This is a genomic window from Streptomyces sp. NPDC048417 (assembly GCF_040651615.1).
GTDB lineage: Bacteria > Actinomycetota > Actinomycetes > Streptomycetales > Streptomycetaceae > Streptomyces.
The window spans coordinates 1-17,870 of sequence record NZ_JBEZKI010000007.1; the positions used below are offsets into that span (position 1 = coordinate 1).

Below are 17,870 nucleotides of genomic sequence, written 5' to 3' on the forward strand. Positions count from 1 at the left end.
AAACGCCCGGTTACATTCCGAACCCGGAAGCTAAGCCTTACAGCGCCGATGGTACTGCAGGGGGGACCCTGTGGGAGAGTAGGACACCGCCGAACAAATTTTAGGAAAGGCCCACGCCGTCATGGCGTGGGCCTTTCTGCGTTTACGGCCGTGTTTGTGGGTGCGTTTAAGCTCGGTGGTATGCGCTACGACCTGGTTATCTTCGACAACGACGGCGTCCTCGTCGACAGTGAGCCCATCTCCAACCGGCTCCTGGCCGCCTACCTCACCGAGCTCGGGCATCCCACCTCCTACGAGGAGTCCATACGGGACTACATGGGATCCGCGATGCACCGGATCCATGACCTCGTCCAGGAGCGCACCGGGCAGCGGCTGCCCGACGACTTCGACGACGTCTTCCATGCGCGGGTGTTCGCCGCCTTCGAGGCGGAGTTGAAGCCCGTCGCCGGGGTGGCGGAGGTGCTTGAGCGGCTGGCGGCCGACGGGGTGCCGTACTGCGTGGCGTCGTCCGGGAGTCATGAGCGGATTCGGGTGGGGCATCGGACGACCGGGCTCGACCGGTGGTTCGACGAGTCGCGGATCTTCAGCTCGCAGGACGTGGGGAGGGGGAAGCCGGCGCCGGACCTCTTCCTGTACGCGGCCGAGCGGATGGGGGTCGCGCCGGGGCGTTGTGCCGTCGTGGAGGACAGTCCGCTGGGTGTGCAGGCCGCTGTCGCGGCCGGTATGGACGTGTACGGGTTCACGGCGATGACGCCGGCCGACCGGCTGCGGGGGGCCACGCAACTCTTCTCCGACCCGGGGCACTTGGCTGACCTGCTGGAATGACTGACGGCAGCACGGCGGGGCTGACAATTGTCATGCCGAGCTACGGACGATCGTTTCTACTGGGGAACCCCGTCCGGACGCGAAGCTGAGAGCATGACGAAGACGACGAACGCCGGGGCCCGGTACAGCAACCAGGACAAGCAGCAGCCCAGCGTGCTGGAGAACTTCAAGCCGCTGATCGTGGACGTGGCGGTTCCCCTCGGGTCGTACTACCTCTTCAAGGGCGCCTTCGGGATGAGCACCTTCGCGGCGCTCGCCTGGAGCAGTGTGGTGCCGGCCCTGCGGACGGTGTGGAGCGTGGTCAAGGAGCGTCGGGGCAACGCGTTCGCGGGGCTCATCCTGCTGGTGAACCTGGTCTCGCTGGCGCTGAGCTTCGTCTCCGGCGACCCGCGGCTGATGCTCGCCAAGGACAGCGGGGTCAGCAGCGCGATCGGGATCGCCATCCTGGTGTCGGTGGCGATGGGCCGGCCGATGATGACCGAGGGGCTCAAGCCGTTCGTGCTGAAGGGCGACGCGGCCAGGGAGTCGGCCTTCGAGCGGCTGCGGTCCGGGTCCGCCTCGTTCCGGCGGTCGGAGCGGGTCTACTCTCTCGTGTGGGGCGTGCTGCTGCTCGCCGAGTGTGTGGTGCGGATCGTGGGGGCGTACACGCTGCCCGTGGACACCATGGTGTGGCTCGGCACGGTCATCCTGGTCAGCGCGATCGGGATCGGGATGGTGGTGAGCGGCGGGCTCGCCGCCGAGCCGATGGCCCGGATGATCTCCGCCGAGGTGAAGGCCGCGGAGGAGGCGGAGGACAGCGTGAAGCGTGAGGTGGCTGTCGCCGCCTGACACTGCTGGACTGAAACCGCTGGAGCTGCCGAAGGTAAAGCTGAAGGAAATTCATCTTTGGCTGGATCTACCCACGAGTACGCCGGGGCCCTACGCTCGCCGCCATGACAGATGTGCTGCGGCGCGGTAGGGCCTCGTTGGCGTTCAGCTTCTTCACGCAGGGCGCCACTTTCGCGCTGCTCGTGACGCGCATCCCCGCCATCCAGGACCGGTACGGCGTCTCCGACGCCCTGCTGCCGGTCTTTCTCGCCGCCGTGCCGATCCTGGCCGGCGTCGGCAGTGTGACCACCGAGCAGTTGGTGAAGCGGATACGGCCGAGCCGGCTGCTGCGCTGGTCCCAGCCCGTGGTGATGCTGGCGCTGCTCGGCGTCGGAGCCGGCGGACAGGTGGCCGAGCTGGCCGTCGCGCTGGCCGCGTTCGGGCTGGCGGTCGGGGCGTTGGACGCCTCGATGAACATGCTCGGGGTGAGCCTGCAGCGGTCGTACGGACGCAGCATCATGCTCAGCTTTCATGCCGCCTACAGCCTGGGCGGGATTCTGGGCGCCTCGCTGGCCTGGGTGGGGGCGCACTGGCATCTCGCGCTGTGGGTGTCGTACCTGCCGGTCGTCGCGGTGCTGTTGCCGGCCGCGCTGGTGGCGAGCCGTTGGTATGTGGACGGCAAGCCGGCGGAGGACGCCGAGGACGGGATGAGCGCCGGTGCGGGCGCCGGTGCGGGCGGTGGTGTCGTCTTCAAGCTGCTGCTGCCGCTGTGTCTGGTGATGACGTTCGCCTACATCGGGGACTCGACCGTCTCCAACTGGAGTGCGAAGTACCTGAAGGACGTGCTGGGGAGCAGCGAGCAGCTGGCCACTGTGCCGTACAACGTGTACATGGTGACCACGCTGGTCGGGCGGGCCATCGGGGACTTCGGGGTACGGCGGTTCGGAGCCGTGGCGGTCGTACGGCTGGGGGCGCTGGTGGCGGCGGTCGGGTTCGCGGTGGTGGCGGGGGCGTCCGGGGCGTGGGTCGGGATGGCCGGGTTCACCCTGCTGGGGCTGGGGTTGTGCGTGCTGGTGCCGCAGACCTTCGCGGCGGCAGGGCGGTTGTTCCCGGGGGATTCGGATGCGGCCATCGCCCGGCTGAACATCTTCAACTACGTCGGGTTCCTGATCGGTTCGCCGTTGGTGGGTGCCCTGGGCGACGCGTGGAGCTATCGCGGGGCGATGCTGGTGCCGATGGTGTTGGTGCTGGTGACGTTGGTGTACGCCCGTTCGTTCGCGACTCAACCGGACCGATACGGTGGCGGGCATGAGCGGCCGCGCACAGCTGATGTGGGACGAGGCAGTAACGGGCTATGACTTCGGCCCGGGTCATCCGATGGACCCGGTCCGGCTGGCGTTGACCCGGAGACTGGTCGATGCGTTCGAGCTCGACCGGGTGGTGGACGTCGTCGCGGCGAAGCCGGCCGGGGAGTCGACGCTGCGGCTGGTGCACCGGGAGGACTATGTCGAGGCGGTGAAGGCGGCCTCGGCCGATCCCGCGGCGGCTGATCAGTCGTACGGGCTGGGGACGGCGGACGATCCCGCGTTCGCCGGGATGCACGAGGTGTCCGCGTTGATCGCGGGGCAGTCGGTGGGGGCGGCGGAGGCCGTGTGGCGGGGAGACGTCGATCACGCCGTGAACTTCGCGGGCGGGTTGCATCACGCGATGCCGGGGGCGGCTTCCGGGTTCTGTATCTACAACGACGCCTCGCTCGCCATCGCCCGGCTGCTGGAGCTCGGGGCCGAGCGGGTCGCCTATGTCGACGTCGACGTGCATCACGGGGACGGGGTGCAGGCCGCGTTCTGGGAGGATCCGCGGGTTCTGACGATCTCGCTGCATGAGCATCCCCGTACGTTGTTCCCGGGGACCGGGTGGCCGACCGAGGTGGGGGCCGGGGCCGGGGAGGGCTCCGCGGTGAACGTGGCGCTGCCGGCGGGGACCGGGGACGCGGGGTGGTTGCGGGCGTTCCACGCGGTCGTGCCGGAGCTGGTCGCCGACTTCCGGCCGCAGGTGCTGGTGACCCAGCACGGCGCCGATACGCACTTCGAGGATCCGTTGGCGCATCTCGCCGTTTCGCTGGATGCGCAGCGGGCTGTGCAGGTCGCCTGCCATGAGCTGGCGCACGAGTACGCCGGGGGGAAGTGGGTCGCGTTGGGGGGCGGGGGGTACGAGGTGGTGGATGTCGTGCCCCGGTCGTGGACGCATCTGGTGGCCATCGCCGCGGGGCGGGAGATCGCGCCCGAGACGCTGGTTCCCGAGAGGTGGCGGCAGGAAGTGTTCGCCCGGACCCGGCAGTTGGGGCCCGGCCGGATGACGGACGGGCGGTGGCCGGTGGGGTGGGCGGAGTGGGAGGCGGGCTACGACCCCGCTGATCGCCTGGACCAGGCGGTGCTGGCTACTCGGCGGGCTGTGTACCCGCTGCGGGGGCTGTTGGCGTAGGGGCTGGTGGATCGTTACGCCAACCGTGGGGTGTTCCTCTGGTTCTGGGGCTTTTGGGCGGCTGGGTCCGTCACTATCTCTGGCGTGTCGAGTGGCGGTGGGCTTCGGGATTACCTGGTGGCTGTGGGGCTGGCGGGGGTGGTGGCTTCCTCTCGGGAGCGGAGTCTTCGGCGTTATCGGCTGTTCGCGGATCGGGATCCTCGGGTGTTGATCGGTATTGATCCGCAAGGCGTGTGGACTGAGCGGGATTTAGTTCGGTTGATGGCGGGCAAGTGTGGGGTTTCGGACGATCCTCGGTGCGTTTCAGGGCATGATGTGATCGATCCGGAGCTGACCGTCGCCGCGCTGGATTCCTTCGCGGAGCGGGTGGGGGATGTTGCCCGGCGGCGGGCGCCCGTGTTGTTCGGGACCGGACATCCGCATCGGCTGATCGGCTTCTACGCCGGTCTCGCGGACGCGTTGTCGGCGGCGGGGTGTGAGGTCCTCACCCCCGCGCAGGGTCGCTGTGTCGACATAACGACCCGGTTCGGTCTACGTACGTGCAACCTTGATTACGTACAAGGTGTCGGGTTGGTGCGGGAATCGGGAGGTGAACGCCCCGGTTGTGCGCCGGGTACGCACACGCACTCACCGCTGCCGGTTCGGGTGGCGCTGGATGCGGCGGCTGGCGGCGGCGGACCGTTGCCCGAGCTGGTGGTGGGGGACCACGGGTGGGTCTGCGGTGCTGGTCAGCTCGGGTTTGAGGCCATTGGGCTGGCGGATACGGATGACCCCGCGCTCTTCGTGGGCGAGGTCGAGGGGGTCGTGTCCGTCGCCGTTCCGGTTGATGACGGCGTGCGGTCCGATTGCTACACGCCGCTTACCCGCTACGTACTCAATCGAGCGTGTCTGTCACAGTAGGCCGCCGATGGGTGCACCTCTTCCCCACTCGCATCACCCGCCCCTACATTGGGGAGTGAGCACGCAACGACGAAGAGTCACCGGAAGGGGAAGCCGGTGGCCCGTCGAGTGCGGAAGGTTCAGGTGTGTCATGGCAGCTGGCGAGAGGCCTCTCAACGAGGTTGTGTTCCTTACCGTGGCGGAGGTCGCCGCGGTGATGCGAGTGTCGAAGATGACCGTGTACCGGCTGGTGCACAGCGGTCATCTGCCCGCGATCCGGGTGGGGCGGTCCTTCCGCGTCCCCGAGCAAGCGGTACACGAGTACCTTCGCGACAGCTATGTGGGGGTGGAGACCGCCTGACGACGGTTTCGGGATACCCGGAGCACCTCGATTACGACCTCAGCGCTCGGGCGGGTAGGCTAGCCCCTCGTAGGTCGTATGGGCCCATGGCGCCCAGCACCGAGTGATGAGAAGTGAGCGAGGGTAGTCGTGGGCTCTGTTATCAAGAAGCGGCGCAAGCGGATGGCCAAGAAGAAGCACCGCAAGCTGCTCAAGCGCACGCGCGTTCAGCGCCGTAACAAGAAGTAATTACGGCGCCGAGCCGCGAGAGCTTGTGTATGGCCCCCCACCAGTACGGTGGGGGGCCATACGCATTTTCCGGCCGCGACGGCTCGCCCTGGCCTGCTGGGGGTCATGCCAGGGCAACATCAACCCGCTAAGTTGGCCCGCATACGGGAACTACGGGTACTACGGGAACACGGAAGAAGGGCGCTGATCTTGGGGAAGGTCGTGCTGGTGACCGGAGTGGCCCGTCAGCTTGGGGGCCGGTTCGTACGACGGATCCAACGTGACCCCGAAGTGGACCGGGTCGTCGCCGTGGACGCGGTGCCGCCGGAGCACCATCTGGGCGGGGCGGACTTCATCCAGACCGACATCCGCCAGCCGACCATCGCCCGCATCCTGGCCGAGACCGGCGCCGACACCGTCGTCCACATGGACGTGACCGGTACGCCGCTCGGCAGCGGGAGCCGGGCCACCGTCAAAGAGACCAACGTCATCGGGACCATGCAGCTGCTGGGCGCCTGCCAGAAGTCGCCGGTCGTCAAGCGGCTGGTGATCAAGTCCAGTACGAACGTGTACGGCTCCGCGCCGAAGGATCCCGCCGTCTTCACGGAGACGACCCCGCCGAAATCGCTGCCCAGTGGCGGGTTCGCCAAGGACACGGTGGAGGTGGAGGGGTACGTGCGGGGGTTCGCGCGAAGGCGGCCGGACGTGGCCGTGTGTGTGCTGCGGTTCGCCAATATCCTCGGGCCGACCGCCGATACTCCGCTCGCCTCCTACTTCTCCCTCCCCGTGCTGCCCACCGTCTTCGGATACGACCCCCGGCTGCAGTTCGTGCACGAGGACGATGTGATCGACGTCCTGCGGATCGCCTCGCACGAGCCGGCGCGGGGGACCCTGAACAGCGGCACGTTCAACATCGCGGGCGACGGTGTGCTGTTGCTCTCGCAGTGTTCGCGACGGTTGGGACGGCCCACCGTGCCGTTGCTGCTGCCGGCGGTCACCTGGGCCGGGTCCCTGGTGCGGACGCTCGGCATGAGCGACTTCTCGCCCGAGCAGATCCGGCTGCTGACGCACGGCCGGGTGGTCGCCACCGACCAGATGCGCGAGACGCTGGGATTCCGGCCGAAGTACACGACGGCGCAGACGTTCGCGGACTTCGTGCGCGCCCAGGCCACGGGGCTGCTGCCGCCGCAGGCGGTGGCCGCCGCCGTCGACCGGATCGCCGCCCTGCCCGTCCTGAGCGGCGGGAAGACACCGACGCAGAGCGCCAACTGAGGAGCGCAACACGATGGCGGACGCCAAGGTCATTCCGTTCGACGACGACCGGTCCCGCGGGGCTGCCGTGCAGCGGCCGGCCCGGCGCCGGGGGCCGGGGAACCGGCGCAAGGGCGGCGGCGAGCAGGCGGTGGTGCGCGAGTCCGGGATGGTGCGTGAGGTCCAGCCTCTCGCCGGGCGGATCCCCGCGCAGGAAGATGTCCATGTGACCCGGGAGAGCCCTGAGACGGGCGTGGAGGAGCCGCGCGACGACGCCGGCCTGGAGCAGCGCGTCGCACGCGGTCTCGCGTTTCTGCGCCGGCGGCTGACCGGGGACTACGAGGTCGACGACTTCGGGTACGACGAGGAGCTGACCGACCAGGTCCTGATGTCCATGCTGCGGCCGGTGTACGAGAAGTACTTCCGCGTCGAGGTGAAGGGCATGGAGAACATCCCGGCCGAGGGCGGTGCTCTGATCGTCGCCAACCACTCCGGGACGCTGCCGATGGACGGGCTGATGATGCAGGTCGCCGTGCACGACCATCACCCGGCGAATCGTCACCTCAGGCTGCTGGCGGCCGACCTGGTCTTCGTGCTGCCGGTGGTGAACGAACTGGCGCGCAAGCTCGGACACACGCTCGCGTGCGCGGAGGACGCCGAGCGGCTGCTGGGGCAGGGTGAGCTGGTCGGGGTGATGCCGGAGGGGTTCAAGGGCATCGGGAAGCCGTTCAGCGAGCGGTACAAGCTCCAGCGGTTCGGGCGGGGCGGGTTCGTGTCGACCGCGCTGCGGCAGGGGGCGCCGATCGTTCCCTGCTCGATCGTGGGGGCCGAGGAGATCTACCCGATGCTCGGCAACGCGAAGACGCTGGCCCGGGTGCTGGGGATCCCCTACTTTCCGCTGACGCCGACGTTTCCCTGGCTCGGGCCGCTCGGGGCGGTTCCGCTGCCGACGAAGTGGACGATTCAGTTCGGGGAGCCGATCCGTACGGACGGCTATCCGGCGGAGGCGGCCGAGGATCCGATGCTGATGTTCAATCTGACGGATCAGGTGCGGGAGCAGATCCAGCACACGCTGTACAAGTTGCTTGTGCAGCGGAGGTCGGTCTTCTTCTGAGGTGCGATGCGTTGAGTGTCGCGTGCGGGCTGGGTGGGGGCTGGTCGCGCCCACGCGGTGAAGCCGCACATTGATGCAGCCCCGCGCCCCCAAGCGGCGGCTTCGCCGCTTGGGGGCGCGGGGCTGCGGCCTCGTTGACTAGTTGCCGGCATCCTCGCTGTCGATGCCCAGGCCCGGCAGGAGGCCGGGGAGGAGCGGGGGCAGGGTGACGTCCGGTTCGCTGGTCGGGCTCTTCGACGGCGAGGCGCTGCTGCCGCCGCCCGAACTCCCGGTCTTCGGGGGGTCCAGGAGGCCGCCCGCGGCGCCGCCGATCAGGCTGTCGTCGGCGCTGCCGGATGCCGAGCCGCTGGGGCTGCCGGTGCCGGACCCGTGGCCCGAGGAGGAGCTGTCCGAGGACGACGGGGCCGTCGACCGGTGGCTGCCGGAGGTGCCGGTGGACGCCGTGCCGGAGCCCTGCCTGCCGGTGCCGCCGCCGGTCTCCTGGGGCGGCTGGGGGAGCAGGGACTGCAGCGGGGCGACCTCTTCGTCTATGGCGTCGAAGACCGACGACACCTGCTGGCTGACGTCCCCGAGCTGGACCGGGAGCCTGTCGCGCAGTGCGCCCCAGACCTCGCGGTGGGACTGGGCGAAGACGGACAGTGCCTGCATGGGGCCCAGCGAGTTCGGATCGCGCTCGTAGGCCTCGTGCAGCAGCCGGTGGCCCTCGGTGACGTCGTGCTGCATACCGGACAGGGTGCGGCGGATCTCGCCGATGGACTCGTGGTCGAGATGGCCGCCGCGATCACGCTCCATCAGCCGGCGGGCCTCCATGAGCCTGGTCGAGGCCTGGTCGAGGTAGGTCTGGCCGCGCTGGTCGTCGCCGTCGGTCAGATAGTTGAGCCTGAAGTCCTCGATGCCGCGTTTGAGGCCGTACAGCGAGTCGCCGGGCAGGGCGCCGGAGCTGGCGGCGGCGACCCCGCCGAAGGCTCCGGCGGCCACGCCGACGCTCAGGCCGCCCGCGGCCAGCCCCTTGGTGAGCCGGGAACGCGGTCGCAGTTTGCCCAGTGGACTGGCCCGGTGTGCGCCCTTGGACCGGTGGGAGCGCTGCTCGGGAAGCGACGCGTCCGCCGCCCCGCCCAGGGTGCCCTCCGCCAGCATGGCCTCCATCGCGGCGACCAGCTGGGCGCGGTGGACGACCTTGACCTCCGGGTCGAGCACCGGCTTGGGCAGCTCGGCGAGCCCTGTCGCCAGGGCCAACAGCTCGCCCGGCTCGGTCCGTTCGGCCCGGTCCGGCGTGGCCGGCGGATCGCCCGCCGACACCTCGGACCGCTCGGCCGCCGGGTCCCGGTCGGGCTGCTCCTCCAGGGCCTGGGCGAAGGCGTTCGCCCGCCGGTGCGCCGATACGTTCGCGATCACTGGCGGCACCTCCTCTCGTCATGACGGTCGACTCCCCAGGGGGTCCTGAGGGTTGCACGCCCTCGACCGATCCACACGATCGTGTGATCAGGGTCTTGCTGGACGTGACCACAGGGAGCCTGTATCCCGCACAACGAGCGGCTCGGCACTTGGGTTACGGACGACCGGTGATCGACTGAGAAAGGCAACAGGCTTTCACCGAACGTGAGTTGGGTGTTGCCGAGCGTGCCCGGCTCAGCGTGCGTCGTCCGGGAGGAGCCGGGCGAGAGTGCGCACGGCCCGGTACTGGAGGGTCTTGATGGCGCCCTCGTTCTTGCCCATCACGCGGGCGGTCTCGGCGACCGAGAGGCCCTGGAGGAAGCGGAGCGTCACACACTCCTGCTGCTGGGGATTGAGTCGTCGTACGGCGTCCAGGAGTGCCGCGTTCGAGAGGGACTCCAGGACGGAGTCCTCCGGGGAGCGCTCGACCTCGTTGGCGTCGAGCATCTCGCCGGTGGTGACCTCCAGCCGGAAACGGCTCGACTTGAAGTGGTCGGCGACCAGGTTGCGGGCGATGGTGACCAGCCAGGCGCCGAAGTCGCGGCCCTGCCAGGTGAAGGTGCCGATCCTTCGCAGGGCGCGCAGGAACGTCTCACTGGTGAGGTCCTCGGCGGTCGCCTTGCCGCCGACGCGGTAGTAGATGTAGCGGTACACGGTGTCGCTGTACTGGTCGTAGAGGCGGCCGAAGGCGTCGGACTCGCCGGCCTGGGCGCGCTCCACGAGGTCCATCATCCGGGCGCTGTCGCTGTCCGCGGCCGGGCGACGGGCGGTGGTCGCGGCGGTGCCGGTGGCACGGCCGCGTCTGCCGACGGCCGCACTGCCGTCGGCCAGTGCGTAGCACGGGCCGATCGGTGCGGCGGTGGCGAGGGCGGGGACGGCGTACGCGGTCGGGACAAGGCCGCGCAGCGTCTCTTTGACCGTTGCGACAGTTGCGCGCAGCGTAGCCAGGCCCGAGGCGTCAACCCCGACGTGTGGGTACACGGGACTCCCAGAGGCAGAGCTTCCATCACGTGCAGTACGGAACCTTTCACCCGTCGTAGCGACGGAGGGGTACCGGTTTGCGTCTGAGGAGAATAACGCTTCGTGCAGGCACTGCTACACCGAGTTGCTCAAATCATCGATTGCGTCGCTTCTGTAACCGATTTGGGGTGGTTCAAGTGCCGCAGGGTGATCGGTTGTTGATCAGAAAGATGCGTGTTGAGGCGGAGTCGAGGGCGTGTTGGGATGGCGGCGCGATAATTCGGGCGCGCGAGGTTTGGGGCGCGAAGTTCGGGGCGCCGGGGTGTTCGGGTGCGGGAGGGCGCGAGAGGGTGGGGGCAGGCGGGGGTGCCGCTTACCGGCGCCGGCAGGGTGCCCACCCTCAGAGGGGGTACCCCCGGCGCCCACCCGTGCCGCCTGCGGGCGCCTCCCGGGCACTCAAGGGCGCTGGGGGAAGGCGCGACTGCCCGCAGGCTGGGTCGGCCGGCAGCCGGGCCCGTGACTATGGAGACTGAGACGCGGCTGGGCAGCGCCCCGTCAGGGGCGCGGGGAACTGCGCGGTCAGCCCTCACATACCCGCGGACGGGACACGGTCCGCAGTCCTACGGCGTCGTTCCGTCAGCCACGTCCCCCAGGCATGTCCCCCTAGGCACGTCCCGCCAGACATGTCCCGCCGGGCACGCCCGTGCTACCGGCGCCGTCGGCTCAGCGCGATCGCCGCCGCCGTGCCACCGGCCACCGCTCCCACCCCGGCCGCCGCCGGGATGCCCACCTTCGCCGCCTTGCGGCCCGTGCGGTAGTCGCGCAGGCGCCAGTCCATCTCCCGCGCGTGCTTGCGCAGCTTCGTGTCCGGGTTGATGGCGTACGGATGGCCGACCAGGGACAGCATCGGGATGTCGTTGTGGGAGTCGCTGTAGGCCGCGCAGCGGGAGAGGTCCAGGCCCTCGGCGGCGGCCAGGGCGCGTACCGCCTCGGCCTTCGCCGGACCGTGCAGGGGCTCGCCGACCAGCTTGCCCGTGTAGATGCCGTTGACCGACTCGGCGACCGTGCCGAGCGCTCCCGTCAGGCCCAGGCGGCGGGCGATCACGCCGGCGATCTCCACCGGCGCCGCTGTGACGAGCCACACCTTCTGGCCCGCGTCCAGGTGGGCCTGGGCGAGGGCGCGGGTGCCGGGCCAGATGCGCTCGGCCATGTACTCGTCGTAGATCTCCTCGCCGATGGTCTGGAGCTCGGCGACCCGGTGGCCCTTGACGATGGAGAGGGCGGAGTCCCGCGCGTCCTGGATGTGCTGCGGGTCCTCGACGCCGGCCAGCCGGAACCACGCCTGTTGCCAGGCGAACTTCGCCAGGTCGCGGGTCTCGAAGAACTTCCGCTTGTACAGGCCCCGGCCGAAGTGGAAGATCGCGGCGCCCTGCATGACCGTGTTGTCGAGGTCGAAGAACGCGGCGGCCTTGGTGTCGCCGAGCACCGGGAAGTCCGGTTCTCCGGCGTCCGTGGACAAGGTGCCGTCGGCCGGGGTCGACGCGTCCTCGGCCAGGGCTTCCTGGCTCTTGCGCGCGGCCTCCGCCGAGGCCTCGCCTGCCAACACGCTCCGCGCCGTGGCGGAGCGCCTACGGGGAGTGAGCCATCCGAGAGCGGCCATGTCGTGAGCATAGCCAGTTTGTTCGGTGGTCCCGGAGTCGCGGGAGTTGGATGGGTGTGAACTCTCCGCGACCGGTCCGTTAAACAAGGCGTCGAACAGGGCGTGGCAGGGCGGGAGAATGGACCGCATGAGTCCTCTCTTCGGCCGCAAGGCGCCTGCGTCTCGTGCGCGTTTGGTCACTCTGATCCGTAAGCCGGGTTGTCATTTGTGCGATGACGCACAGGTCGTGGTCGAGAAGGTGTGCGGCGAGCTGGGGGTGCCCTGGGAAGGGAAGGACATCACCCAGGATTCGCAACTGCACGATCTGTACTGGGAGCAGATTCCGGTCGTACTCGTCGACGGTGAACAGCACACCTTCTGGCGTGTGAACGAAGAGCGCCTCCGCAAGGCACTGACTGACTAGTCCAAACGGGCCGGAAAGTCGCTTAGGATCGACGGCAGCTTGGTCTCGGGGGCGGGATTCGTGAGGAGTGTGTACTGTTTTGCCCCCATCCGAGATGGAGCGCGAGCGCCTGTACGCCGGTTCCCCGCGACTGCGCCGGGGGTGCGTGACCCCGGTCACGTTGGCCGGGCAAATCGGACACCATCTTTGTGCACGCGTTCACAAAGACATAGCCTGCTGTCGACGGGGCGGTCTGGGAACGTGTGACCGTCCGCAGCCCCGCTCTACCCGCAGGAGCACCGTGGCAACTGGCCGAACTCACCGACCGGCGACCCGCAGCCGAGGGATCCCCGAGGCCACCGTCGCCAGGCTTCCGCTGTACCTCCGGGCGCTGACCGCACTGTCGGAGCGCTCGGTCCCCACGGTCTCCTCCGAGGAGCTGGCGGCCGCCGCGGGGGTCAACTCCGCGAAGCTGCGCAAGGACTTCTCCTACCTGGGCTCGTACGGAACGCGCGGTGTCGGCTACGACGTCGAGTATCTCGTCTACCAGATCTCCCGTGAGCTGGGCCTGACCCAGGACTGGCCGGTCGTGATCGTCGGTATCGGTAACCTCGGCGCCGCTCTCGCCAACTACGGCGGCTTCGCCTCCCGCGGCTTCCGGGTCGCGGCCCTGATAGACGCCGACCCGGCGATGGCCGGAAAGCCGGTCGCGGGTATTCCGGTGCAGCACACCGACGACCTTGAGAAGATCATCACCGACAACGGTGTGTCGATCGGGGTCATCGCCACGCCCGCCGGTGCCGCCCAGCAGGTCTGTGACCGGCTCGTGGCCGCCGGTGTGACCTCCATCCTGAACTTCGCGCCCACCGTGCTGACCGTCCCGGACGGCGTCGACGTGCGCAAGGTCGACCTCTCCATCGAGCTGCAGATCCTCGCCTTCCACGAGCAGCGCAAGGCCGGCGAGGAGCACGAAGCGACGGTTCCGCCCGTCGCCGCCGCTCACCAGGACCCCACCGAGCAGGGACCCGACGGGGACGTACCCGCCGTGATGCCGGCATGAGTCTCCTCGTCGTCGGGCTGAGCCACCGAAGCGCCCCGGTCAGCGTCCTGGAACGGGCCGCGCTCGCCACGGACGCCCAGGTCAAGCTGGTCCAGGACACGGTCGCCGCCGAACCGGCCGGCGAGGCCGCGGTGCTCGCCACCTGCAACCGCATCGAGCTCTACGCCGACGTGGACAAGTTCCACGCCGGAGTCGCCGAGCTGTCCACGCTGCTCGCCCAGCACAGCGGGGTCGGCCTCGACGAGCTCACCCCTTATCTCTACGTGCACTACGAGGACCGGGCCGTCCACCATCTGTTCTCGGTGGCCTGCGGGCTGGACTCGATGGTCGTGGGCGAAGGGCAGATCCTCGGGCAGATCAAGGACTCGCTCGCCCTGGCGCAGGAACTGCACAGCGCCGGCCGGCTGATGAACGACCTCTTCCAGCAGGGGCTGAGGGTCGGCAAACGCGCCCACTCCGAGACCGGGATCGACCGGGCCGGACAGTCCGTGGTCACCTTCGGCCTGGAACAGCTCGCCGCCGGTACCGACGTCGAGGCCTGGGCCAAGGGCCGGAAGGCGCTGGTCATCGGCGCCGGCTCGATGTCCTCGCTGGCCGCCGCCACGCTGGCCCGGGCGGGCGTCGCGGAGATCGTCGTGGCGAACCGGACGTACGACCGCGCCGAGCGCCTCGCCCAGATCCTGAACGACAGCGACGACACGGACGTGGTGGCCCGCGCGGTACCGATGGACTCGGTGCCGGTCGAGCTGACACGTGCCGACGTCGCCGTCTCCTGCACCGGGGCCACCGGACTGGTGCTGACCGCCGAGGCGGTCGCCGCGGCGGTCGAGGGACGTACCGGTGAGCCGGTCGCCCAGATCGAGGACGACCGTCCCGCGCAGAGCTCCCCGAAGCTCCCCGCCGCCGGCCTCGGCGCCGACGAGAACTGCCCGCTCGACCTCACGGCCGAACAGAGCGGTTTCTCCGTGATGGGCGAGGCCGCCGTCGCCGGCATGGCCGCCGCCGAGCTGGAGCAGCACGCCGCCTGGGTGGACAACGGCACCGTCGACATCCGGGAGGCCGGGCGCCGTACGCCCGAGGCCGAGGCGGAGCTGATCGGCGCGCTCGCCGCGGCCGCCGCCCGGGTGGGGCGCATCCCCGAACTGCGCAGGCCCGAGCCGGTCGCGAGCTTCGCCCGGCCCGCCCCCGCGCTCTTCCTCCTCGACCTCGCCATGCCCCGCGACATCGACGCCGCCGCGCACCGGCTGGCCGGGGTGCGGCTGGTGGACATCGAGTCGCTGGCGGAGGCGTCCGCGGACGCCCCCATGGCGGCCGACGTGGACCAGGTACGACGGATCGTCGCCGACGAGGTGGCCGCCTTCGGGGCGGCACAGCGGGCCGCGCACATCACGCCGACCGTGGTCGCGCTGCGCACCATGGCCGCCGACGTGATGGCCGGTGAGATCGCGCGGCTCGACGGGCGCCTGCCCGACCTGGACGAACGGCAGCGCGGGGAGATCCGGCAGGCCGTGAACCGGGTCGTCGACAAGCTCCTGCACGCGCCGACGGTACGGGTCAAGCAGCTGGCGGCGGAGCCCGGCGGCGCCGGGTACGCGGACGCGCTGCGGACCCTGTTCGACCTCGACCCCGAGACGGTGGCCTCCGTCTCCCGGGCCGTGGACAGCACAGACAAGAAGGACCGACCGGAATGAGTGACAACCCACTGCGACTGGGGACCAGGCGATCCAGACTCGCCCTGGCCCAGTCCGGGCGAGTGGCGGAAGCCGTGAGCCAGGTGACCGGACGGCCCGTCGAGCTCGTCGAGATCACCACCTACGGCGACACCTCCCGCGAGCACCTCGCACAGATCGGCGGCACGGGTGTCTTCGTGACCGCCCTGCGGGACGCGCTGCTGCGCGGTGAGGTCGACTTCGCGGTTCACTCGCTCAAGGACCTCCCGACCACGCAGCCCGAGGACCTGGTCCTGGCCGCCGTACCGGTACGCGAGGACCCGCGTGACGTGATCGTCGCCCGGGACGCGCTGAAGTTCACCGACCTGCCGCGCGGTGCGCGCATCGGCACCGGTTCGCCGCGCCGCATGGCGCAGCTGAACGCGTACGCGCGCACCCACGGGCTCGACATCGAGACCGTACCGATCCGGGGGAACGTCGACACCCGGATCGGATACATACACGACGGCGAGCTCGATGCCGTGGTGCTGGCCGCGGCGGGACTCAGCCGCATCGGCCGCATCGACGAGGTGACCGACTTCCTGTCGGTCGACACGGTTCTGCCCGCCCCCGGCCAGGGGGCACTGGCGATCGAATGCGCCGCGGACAACGCGTCGCTGATCGCCGCGCTCGGGGAACTCGACGACCCGTTCACGCGGACCGCCGTGACCGCCGAGCGATCACTGCTCGCCGCCCTGGAGGCCGGCTGCTCCGCCCCTGTGGGCGCACTTGCCGACCTTCTGGCCGACGGGCAGATTGTCAAGGAAATGCGCCTGCGTGGCGTCGTCGGCACGACCGATGGCACACGGATGGTGCAGATGTCCACCACCGGTCCCGTGCCCGAGACAAACGACCAGGCGACGGCGCTCGGTCGCGAACTCGCCACCGAGATGCTTGCCCAGGGCGCGGCCGGTCTGATGGGGGAGCGAGCACAGTGAGCCCCACCAACCTTCCCGCCGGCCTTGAACACGGGCACGTCACCTTCCTGGGTGCCGGACCCGGGGATCCGGGGCTGCTGACCTTGCGTGCCGTGGAGGCACTGTCCAGCGCGGACGTCCTGGTCGCCGAGCACGACGTGCTCGACGTGATCAGGGCCCACGCCAGGCAGGGCGTCTCCGTCGTACCCATGAATCCGGGTTCCTCGTCGGACCCGTATCAGGGCACAGGCACGCCTCAACTCACGGTTGTTGACGGAGCGTCAACGACCGCTGCGCTCCCGCCGCCGCGGGATGCGGCTCATCTTGTCATGGAGGCCGCACGAGGCGGCAGGCGGGTCGTCCGTGCGGTGTCCGGGGACCCGGGACTGGATACGTACGCGACCGAGGAAATGCTCGCCTGCGCCGCCGCCGGTGTGCCCTTCGAGGTCGTGCCCGGTGTCGCGGCGGCGGTCGGCGTACCCGCCTACGCCGGTGTGCCGCTGCGGGACGCCCACGGCGCGGACGTCCGCTTCGTGGACGCCCGTACGGCCTCCGACCGGTGCTGGACCGAGGTCGGCGCCTCGGACGGCACGGTCGTGGTGTCGACGACCCTCGACTCGGTGGCCGCGGCCGCCGGGGAACTGGTCGCCGCCGGCCGCAAGCCGGACACCCCGATGACGGTCACGGTCGCCGGTACCACCACCCGGCAGCGGACCTGGACCGCCACCCTCGGCACGGTCGCCCAGACCCTGAAGCAGGCGAAGGCGCTGCCCTCGCCGGACGGCGGCCGCCCGGTGATAGCCGTGGTCGGTGAGCGGTCCGCCGCCGCCCAGCGCGACCAGTTGTCGTGGTTCGAGTCCAAGCCGCTGTTCGGCTGGAAGGTACTCGTGCCGCGGACGAAGGAGCAGGCGGCGACCCTCTCCGACCAGCTGCGGTCGTACGGCGCCGTGCCGCACGAGGTGCCGACGATCGCCGTCGAGCCGCCGCGCACGCCCCAGCAGATGGAGCGCGCGGTCAAGGGCCTGGTCACAGGGCGCTACGAGTGGATCGCCTTCACCTCGGTGAACGCGGTCAAGGCCGTACGCGAGAAGTTCGAGGAGTACGGGCTCGACGCGCGCGCCTTCGCGGGCATCAAGGTCGCGGCGGTCGGCGAACAGACCGCGAAGGCGCTGGTCGCCTTCGGCGTGAAGCCGGACCTGGTGCCGTCGGGCGAGCAGTCCGCCGCCGGGCTCCTTGAGGACTGGCCGCCCTACGACCCGGTCTTCGACCCGATCGACCGGGTGTTCCTGCCGCGCGCCGACATCGCCACGGAGACGCTGGTCGCCGGGCTGATCGAGCTGGGCTGGGAGGTGGACGACGTCACGGCCTACCGGACCGTGCGGGCGTCGCCGCCGCCGGCCGACACCCGGGAGGCGATCAAGGGCGGCGGCTTCGACGCGGTGCTCTTCACGTCGTCGTCCACCGTGCGGAACCTCGTGGGTATCGCCGGGAAGCCGCACAACGTGACGGTCATCGCGTGCATCGGTCCGGCCACGGCCAAGACGGCCGAGGAGCACGGGCTGCGGGTGGACGTGATGGCTCCGGAGCCGTCGGTCGGGAAGCTGGCGGAGGCGCTGGCGGAGTTCGGGCTGCGGCGGCGCGCGAGCGCGCTGGAGGCCGGGGATCCGGTGACGCGGCCGAGTGAGCGGCGGCCGGGCGCTCGGCGGCGACGCAGCACTACGTGAGTCGGGCCGCGGGGGTCTGAGGGCTTCGCCTCTCAGGCCCCCTTTCGTTCGCGGTGTGCGCCTTGGCGTTCGCCTGCCGGTGCGTCGTGGCTGGTCGCG

At 70.0% G+C, this 17,870-nt stretch carries 17 protein-coding genes and 1 rRNA gene; 15 read left to right on the forward strand and 3 right to left on the reverse strand.

The window, feature by feature from the left end; all coding sequences use genetic code 11:
• From rrf to AB0D59_RS12695, 10 genes are all read left to right on the forward strand, one after another.
• A 5S ribosomal RNA gene (gene rrf, locus AB0D59_RS12650) occupies positions 1-95 on the forward strand; the annotation flags it as partial.
• 85 nt (positions 96-180) lie between these two features.
• On the forward strand, positions 181-825 hold the full coding sequence (locus AB0D59_RS12655; protein ID WP_362564192.1) for an HAD family hydrolase: 645 nt from the start codon (positions 181-183) through the stop codon (positions 823-825).
• A 93-nt stretch (positions 826-918) separates the two neighbouring features.
• Positions 919-1,653: a VC0807 family protein gene (locus tag AB0D59_RS12660; RefSeq protein WP_362564194.1), complete on the forward strand. Its 735-nt coding sequence runs from the start codon at positions 919-921 to the stop codon at positions 1,651-1,653.
• Positions 1,654-1,757: 104 nt separating this feature from the next.
• Entirely contained in the window at positions 1,758-2,990 is a 1,233-nt protein-coding gene (locus AB0D59_RS12665; protein WP_362564196.1) for an MFS transporter, read from the forward strand.
• A complete protein-coding gene (locus AB0D59_RS12670; RefSeq protein WP_362564197.1) occupies positions 2,941-4,113 on the forward strand; it encodes an acetoin utilization protein AcuC in 1,173 nt (390 codons plus the stop codon). Before AB0D59_RS12665 ends, AB0D59_RS12670 begins: the two co-directional genes overlap by 50 nt.
• Positions 4,114-4,197: 84 nt before the next feature.
• Positions 4,198-5,013, forward strand: coding sequence for a phosphatase (locus AB0D59_RS12675; RefSeq protein ID WP_362564651.1), 816 nt, complete (start codon positions 4,198-4,200; stop codon positions 5,011-5,013).
• A gap of 130 nt (positions 5,014-5,143) precedes the next feature.
• Positions 5,144-5,353 carry a helix-turn-helix domain-containing protein gene (locus AB0D59_RS12680; protein ID WP_177235464.1) on the forward strand — a complete coding sequence of 70 codons (210 nt, stop codon included), beginning with the start codon at positions 5,144-5,146 and terminating at the stop codon, positions 5,351-5,353.
• A 129-nt stretch (positions 5,354-5,482) separates the two neighbouring features.
• On the forward strand, positions 5,483-5,581 hold the full coding sequence (locus AB0D59_RS12685; protein ID WP_003948845.1) for an AURKAIP1/COX24 domain-containing protein: 99 nt from the start codon (positions 5,483-5,485) through the stop codon (positions 5,579-5,581).
• 189 nt (positions 5,582-5,770) lie between these two features.
• Entirely contained in the window at positions 5,771-6,832 is a 1,062-nt protein-coding gene (locus tag AB0D59_RS12690) for an NAD-dependent epimerase/dehydratase family protein (protein WP_362564199.1), read from the forward strand.
• A gap of 13 nt (positions 6,833-6,845) precedes the next feature.
• Positions 6,846-7,925, forward strand: coding sequence for a lysophospholipid acyltransferase family protein (locus tag AB0D59_RS12695; protein WP_362564201.1), 1,080 nt, complete (start codon positions 6,846-6,848; stop codon positions 7,923-7,925).
• 138 nt (positions 7,926-8,063) lie between these two features.
• Here AB0D59_RS12695 and AB0D59_RS12700 read toward each other — a convergent pair whose 3' ends face one another.
• From AB0D59_RS12700 to AB0D59_RS12710, 3 genes are all read right to left on the reverse strand, one after another.
• Positions 8,064-9,320, reverse strand: coding sequence for a DUF5667 domain-containing protein (locus AB0D59_RS12700; RefSeq protein WP_362564203.1), 1,257 nt, complete (start codon positions 9,318-9,320; stop codon positions 8,064-8,066).
• A gap of 234 nt (positions 9,321-9,554) precedes the next feature.
• On the reverse strand, positions 9,555-10,340 hold the full coding sequence (locus AB0D59_RS12705; RefSeq protein WP_362564204.1) for an ECF subfamily RNA polymerase sigma factor, BldN family: 786 nt from the start codon (positions 10,338-10,340) through the stop codon (positions 9,555-9,557).
• Between the two features lie 685 nt (positions 10,341-11,025).
• A complete protein-coding gene (locus tag AB0D59_RS12710; RefSeq protein ID WP_362564206.1) occupies positions 11,026-11,979 on the reverse strand; it encodes an HAD-IB family hydrolase in 954 nt (317 codons plus the stop codon).
• A 127-nt stretch (positions 11,980-12,106) separates the two neighbouring features.
• On the opposite strand from AB0D59_RS12710, the gene AB0D59_RS12715 reads away from it, so the two are divergent.
• The 5 genes from AB0D59_RS12715 (at position 12,107) to AB0D59_RS12735 (ending at position 17,771) form a co-directional block, all read left to right on the forward strand.
• Positions 12,107-12,382 (forward strand): glutaredoxin family protein, encoded by a 276-nt coding sequence (locus AB0D59_RS12715; RefSeq protein WP_351741281.1) that lies wholly within the window; start codon positions 12,107-12,109, stop codon positions 12,380-12,382.
• 280 nt (positions 12,383-12,662) lie between these two features.
• Complete coding sequence (locus AB0D59_RS12720) at positions 12,663-13,421, forward strand: redox-sensing transcriptional repressor Rex (RefSeq protein ID WP_362564208.1); 759 nt, start codon at positions 12,663-12,665, stop codon at positions 13,419-13,421.
• The gene (locus tag AB0D59_RS12725; RefSeq protein WP_362564210.1) at positions 13,418-15,112 is read left to right on the forward strand and encodes a glutamyl-tRNA reductase; all 1,695 of its coding nucleotides are present in this window, start codon (positions 13,418-13,420) and stop codon (positions 15,110-15,112) included. The genes AB0D59_RS12720 and AB0D59_RS12725 overlap by 4 nt, the downstream gene beginning before the upstream one ends.
• Entirely contained in the window at positions 15,109-16,068 is a 960-nt protein-coding gene (hemC, locus tag AB0D59_RS12730; protein ID WP_362564212.1) for a hydroxymethylbilane synthase, read from the forward strand. Before AB0D59_RS12725 ends, hemC begins: the two co-directional genes overlap by 4 nt.
• Positions 16,065-17,771: a uroporphyrinogen-III synthase gene (locus tag AB0D59_RS12735; RefSeq protein ID WP_362564214.1), complete on the forward strand. Its 1,707-nt coding sequence runs from the start codon at positions 16,065-16,067 to the stop codon at positions 17,769-17,771. The genes hemC and AB0D59_RS12735 overlap by 4 nt, the downstream gene beginning before the upstream one ends.
• The last annotated feature ends 99 nt before the right edge of the window (positions 17,772-17,870 follow it).

Bases quoted from the DNA above. Each gene is read 5' to 3' on its own strand.
- AB0D59_RS12655 (WP_362564192.1), top strand. From the start codon at position 181: ATGCGCTACGACCTGGTTATCTTCGACAACGACGGCGTCCTCGTCGAC.
- AB0D59_RS12660 (WP_362564194.1), top strand. From the start codon at position 919: ATGACGAAGACGACGAACGCCGGGGCCCGGTACAGCAACCAGGACAAG.
- AB0D59_RS12665 (WP_362564196.1), top strand. From the start codon at position 1,758: ATGACAGATGTGCTGCGGCGCGGTAGGGCCTCGTTGGCGTTCAGCTTC.
- AB0D59_RS12670 (WP_362564197.1), top strand. From the start codon at position 2,941: ATGAGCGGCCGCGCACAGCTGATGTGGGACGAGGCAGTAACGGGCTAT.
- AB0D59_RS12680 (WP_177235464.1), top strand. From the start codon at position 5,144: ATGGCAGCTGGCGAGAGGCCTCTCAACGAGGTTGTGTTCCTTACCGTG.
- AB0D59_RS12695 (WP_362564201.1), top strand. From the start codon at position 6,846: ATGGCGGACGCCAAGGTCATTCCGTTCGACGACGACCGGTCCCGCGGG.
- AB0D59_RS12710 (WP_362564206.1), bottom strand. From the start codon at position 11,979: ATGGCCGCTCTCGGATGGCTCACTCCCCGTAGGCGCTCCGCCACGGCG.
- AB0D59_RS12715 (WP_351741281.1), top strand. From the start codon at position 12,107: ATGAGTCCTCTCTTCGGCCGCAAGGCGCCTGCGTCTCGTGCGCGTTTG.
- AB0D59_RS12725 (WP_362564210.1), top strand. From the start codon at position 13,418: ATGAGTCTCCTCGTCGTCGGGCTGAGCCACCGAAGCGCCCCGGTCAGC.
- hemC (WP_362564212.1), top strand. From the start codon at position 15,109: ATGAGTGACAACCCACTGCGACTGGGGACCAGGCGATCCAGACTCGCC.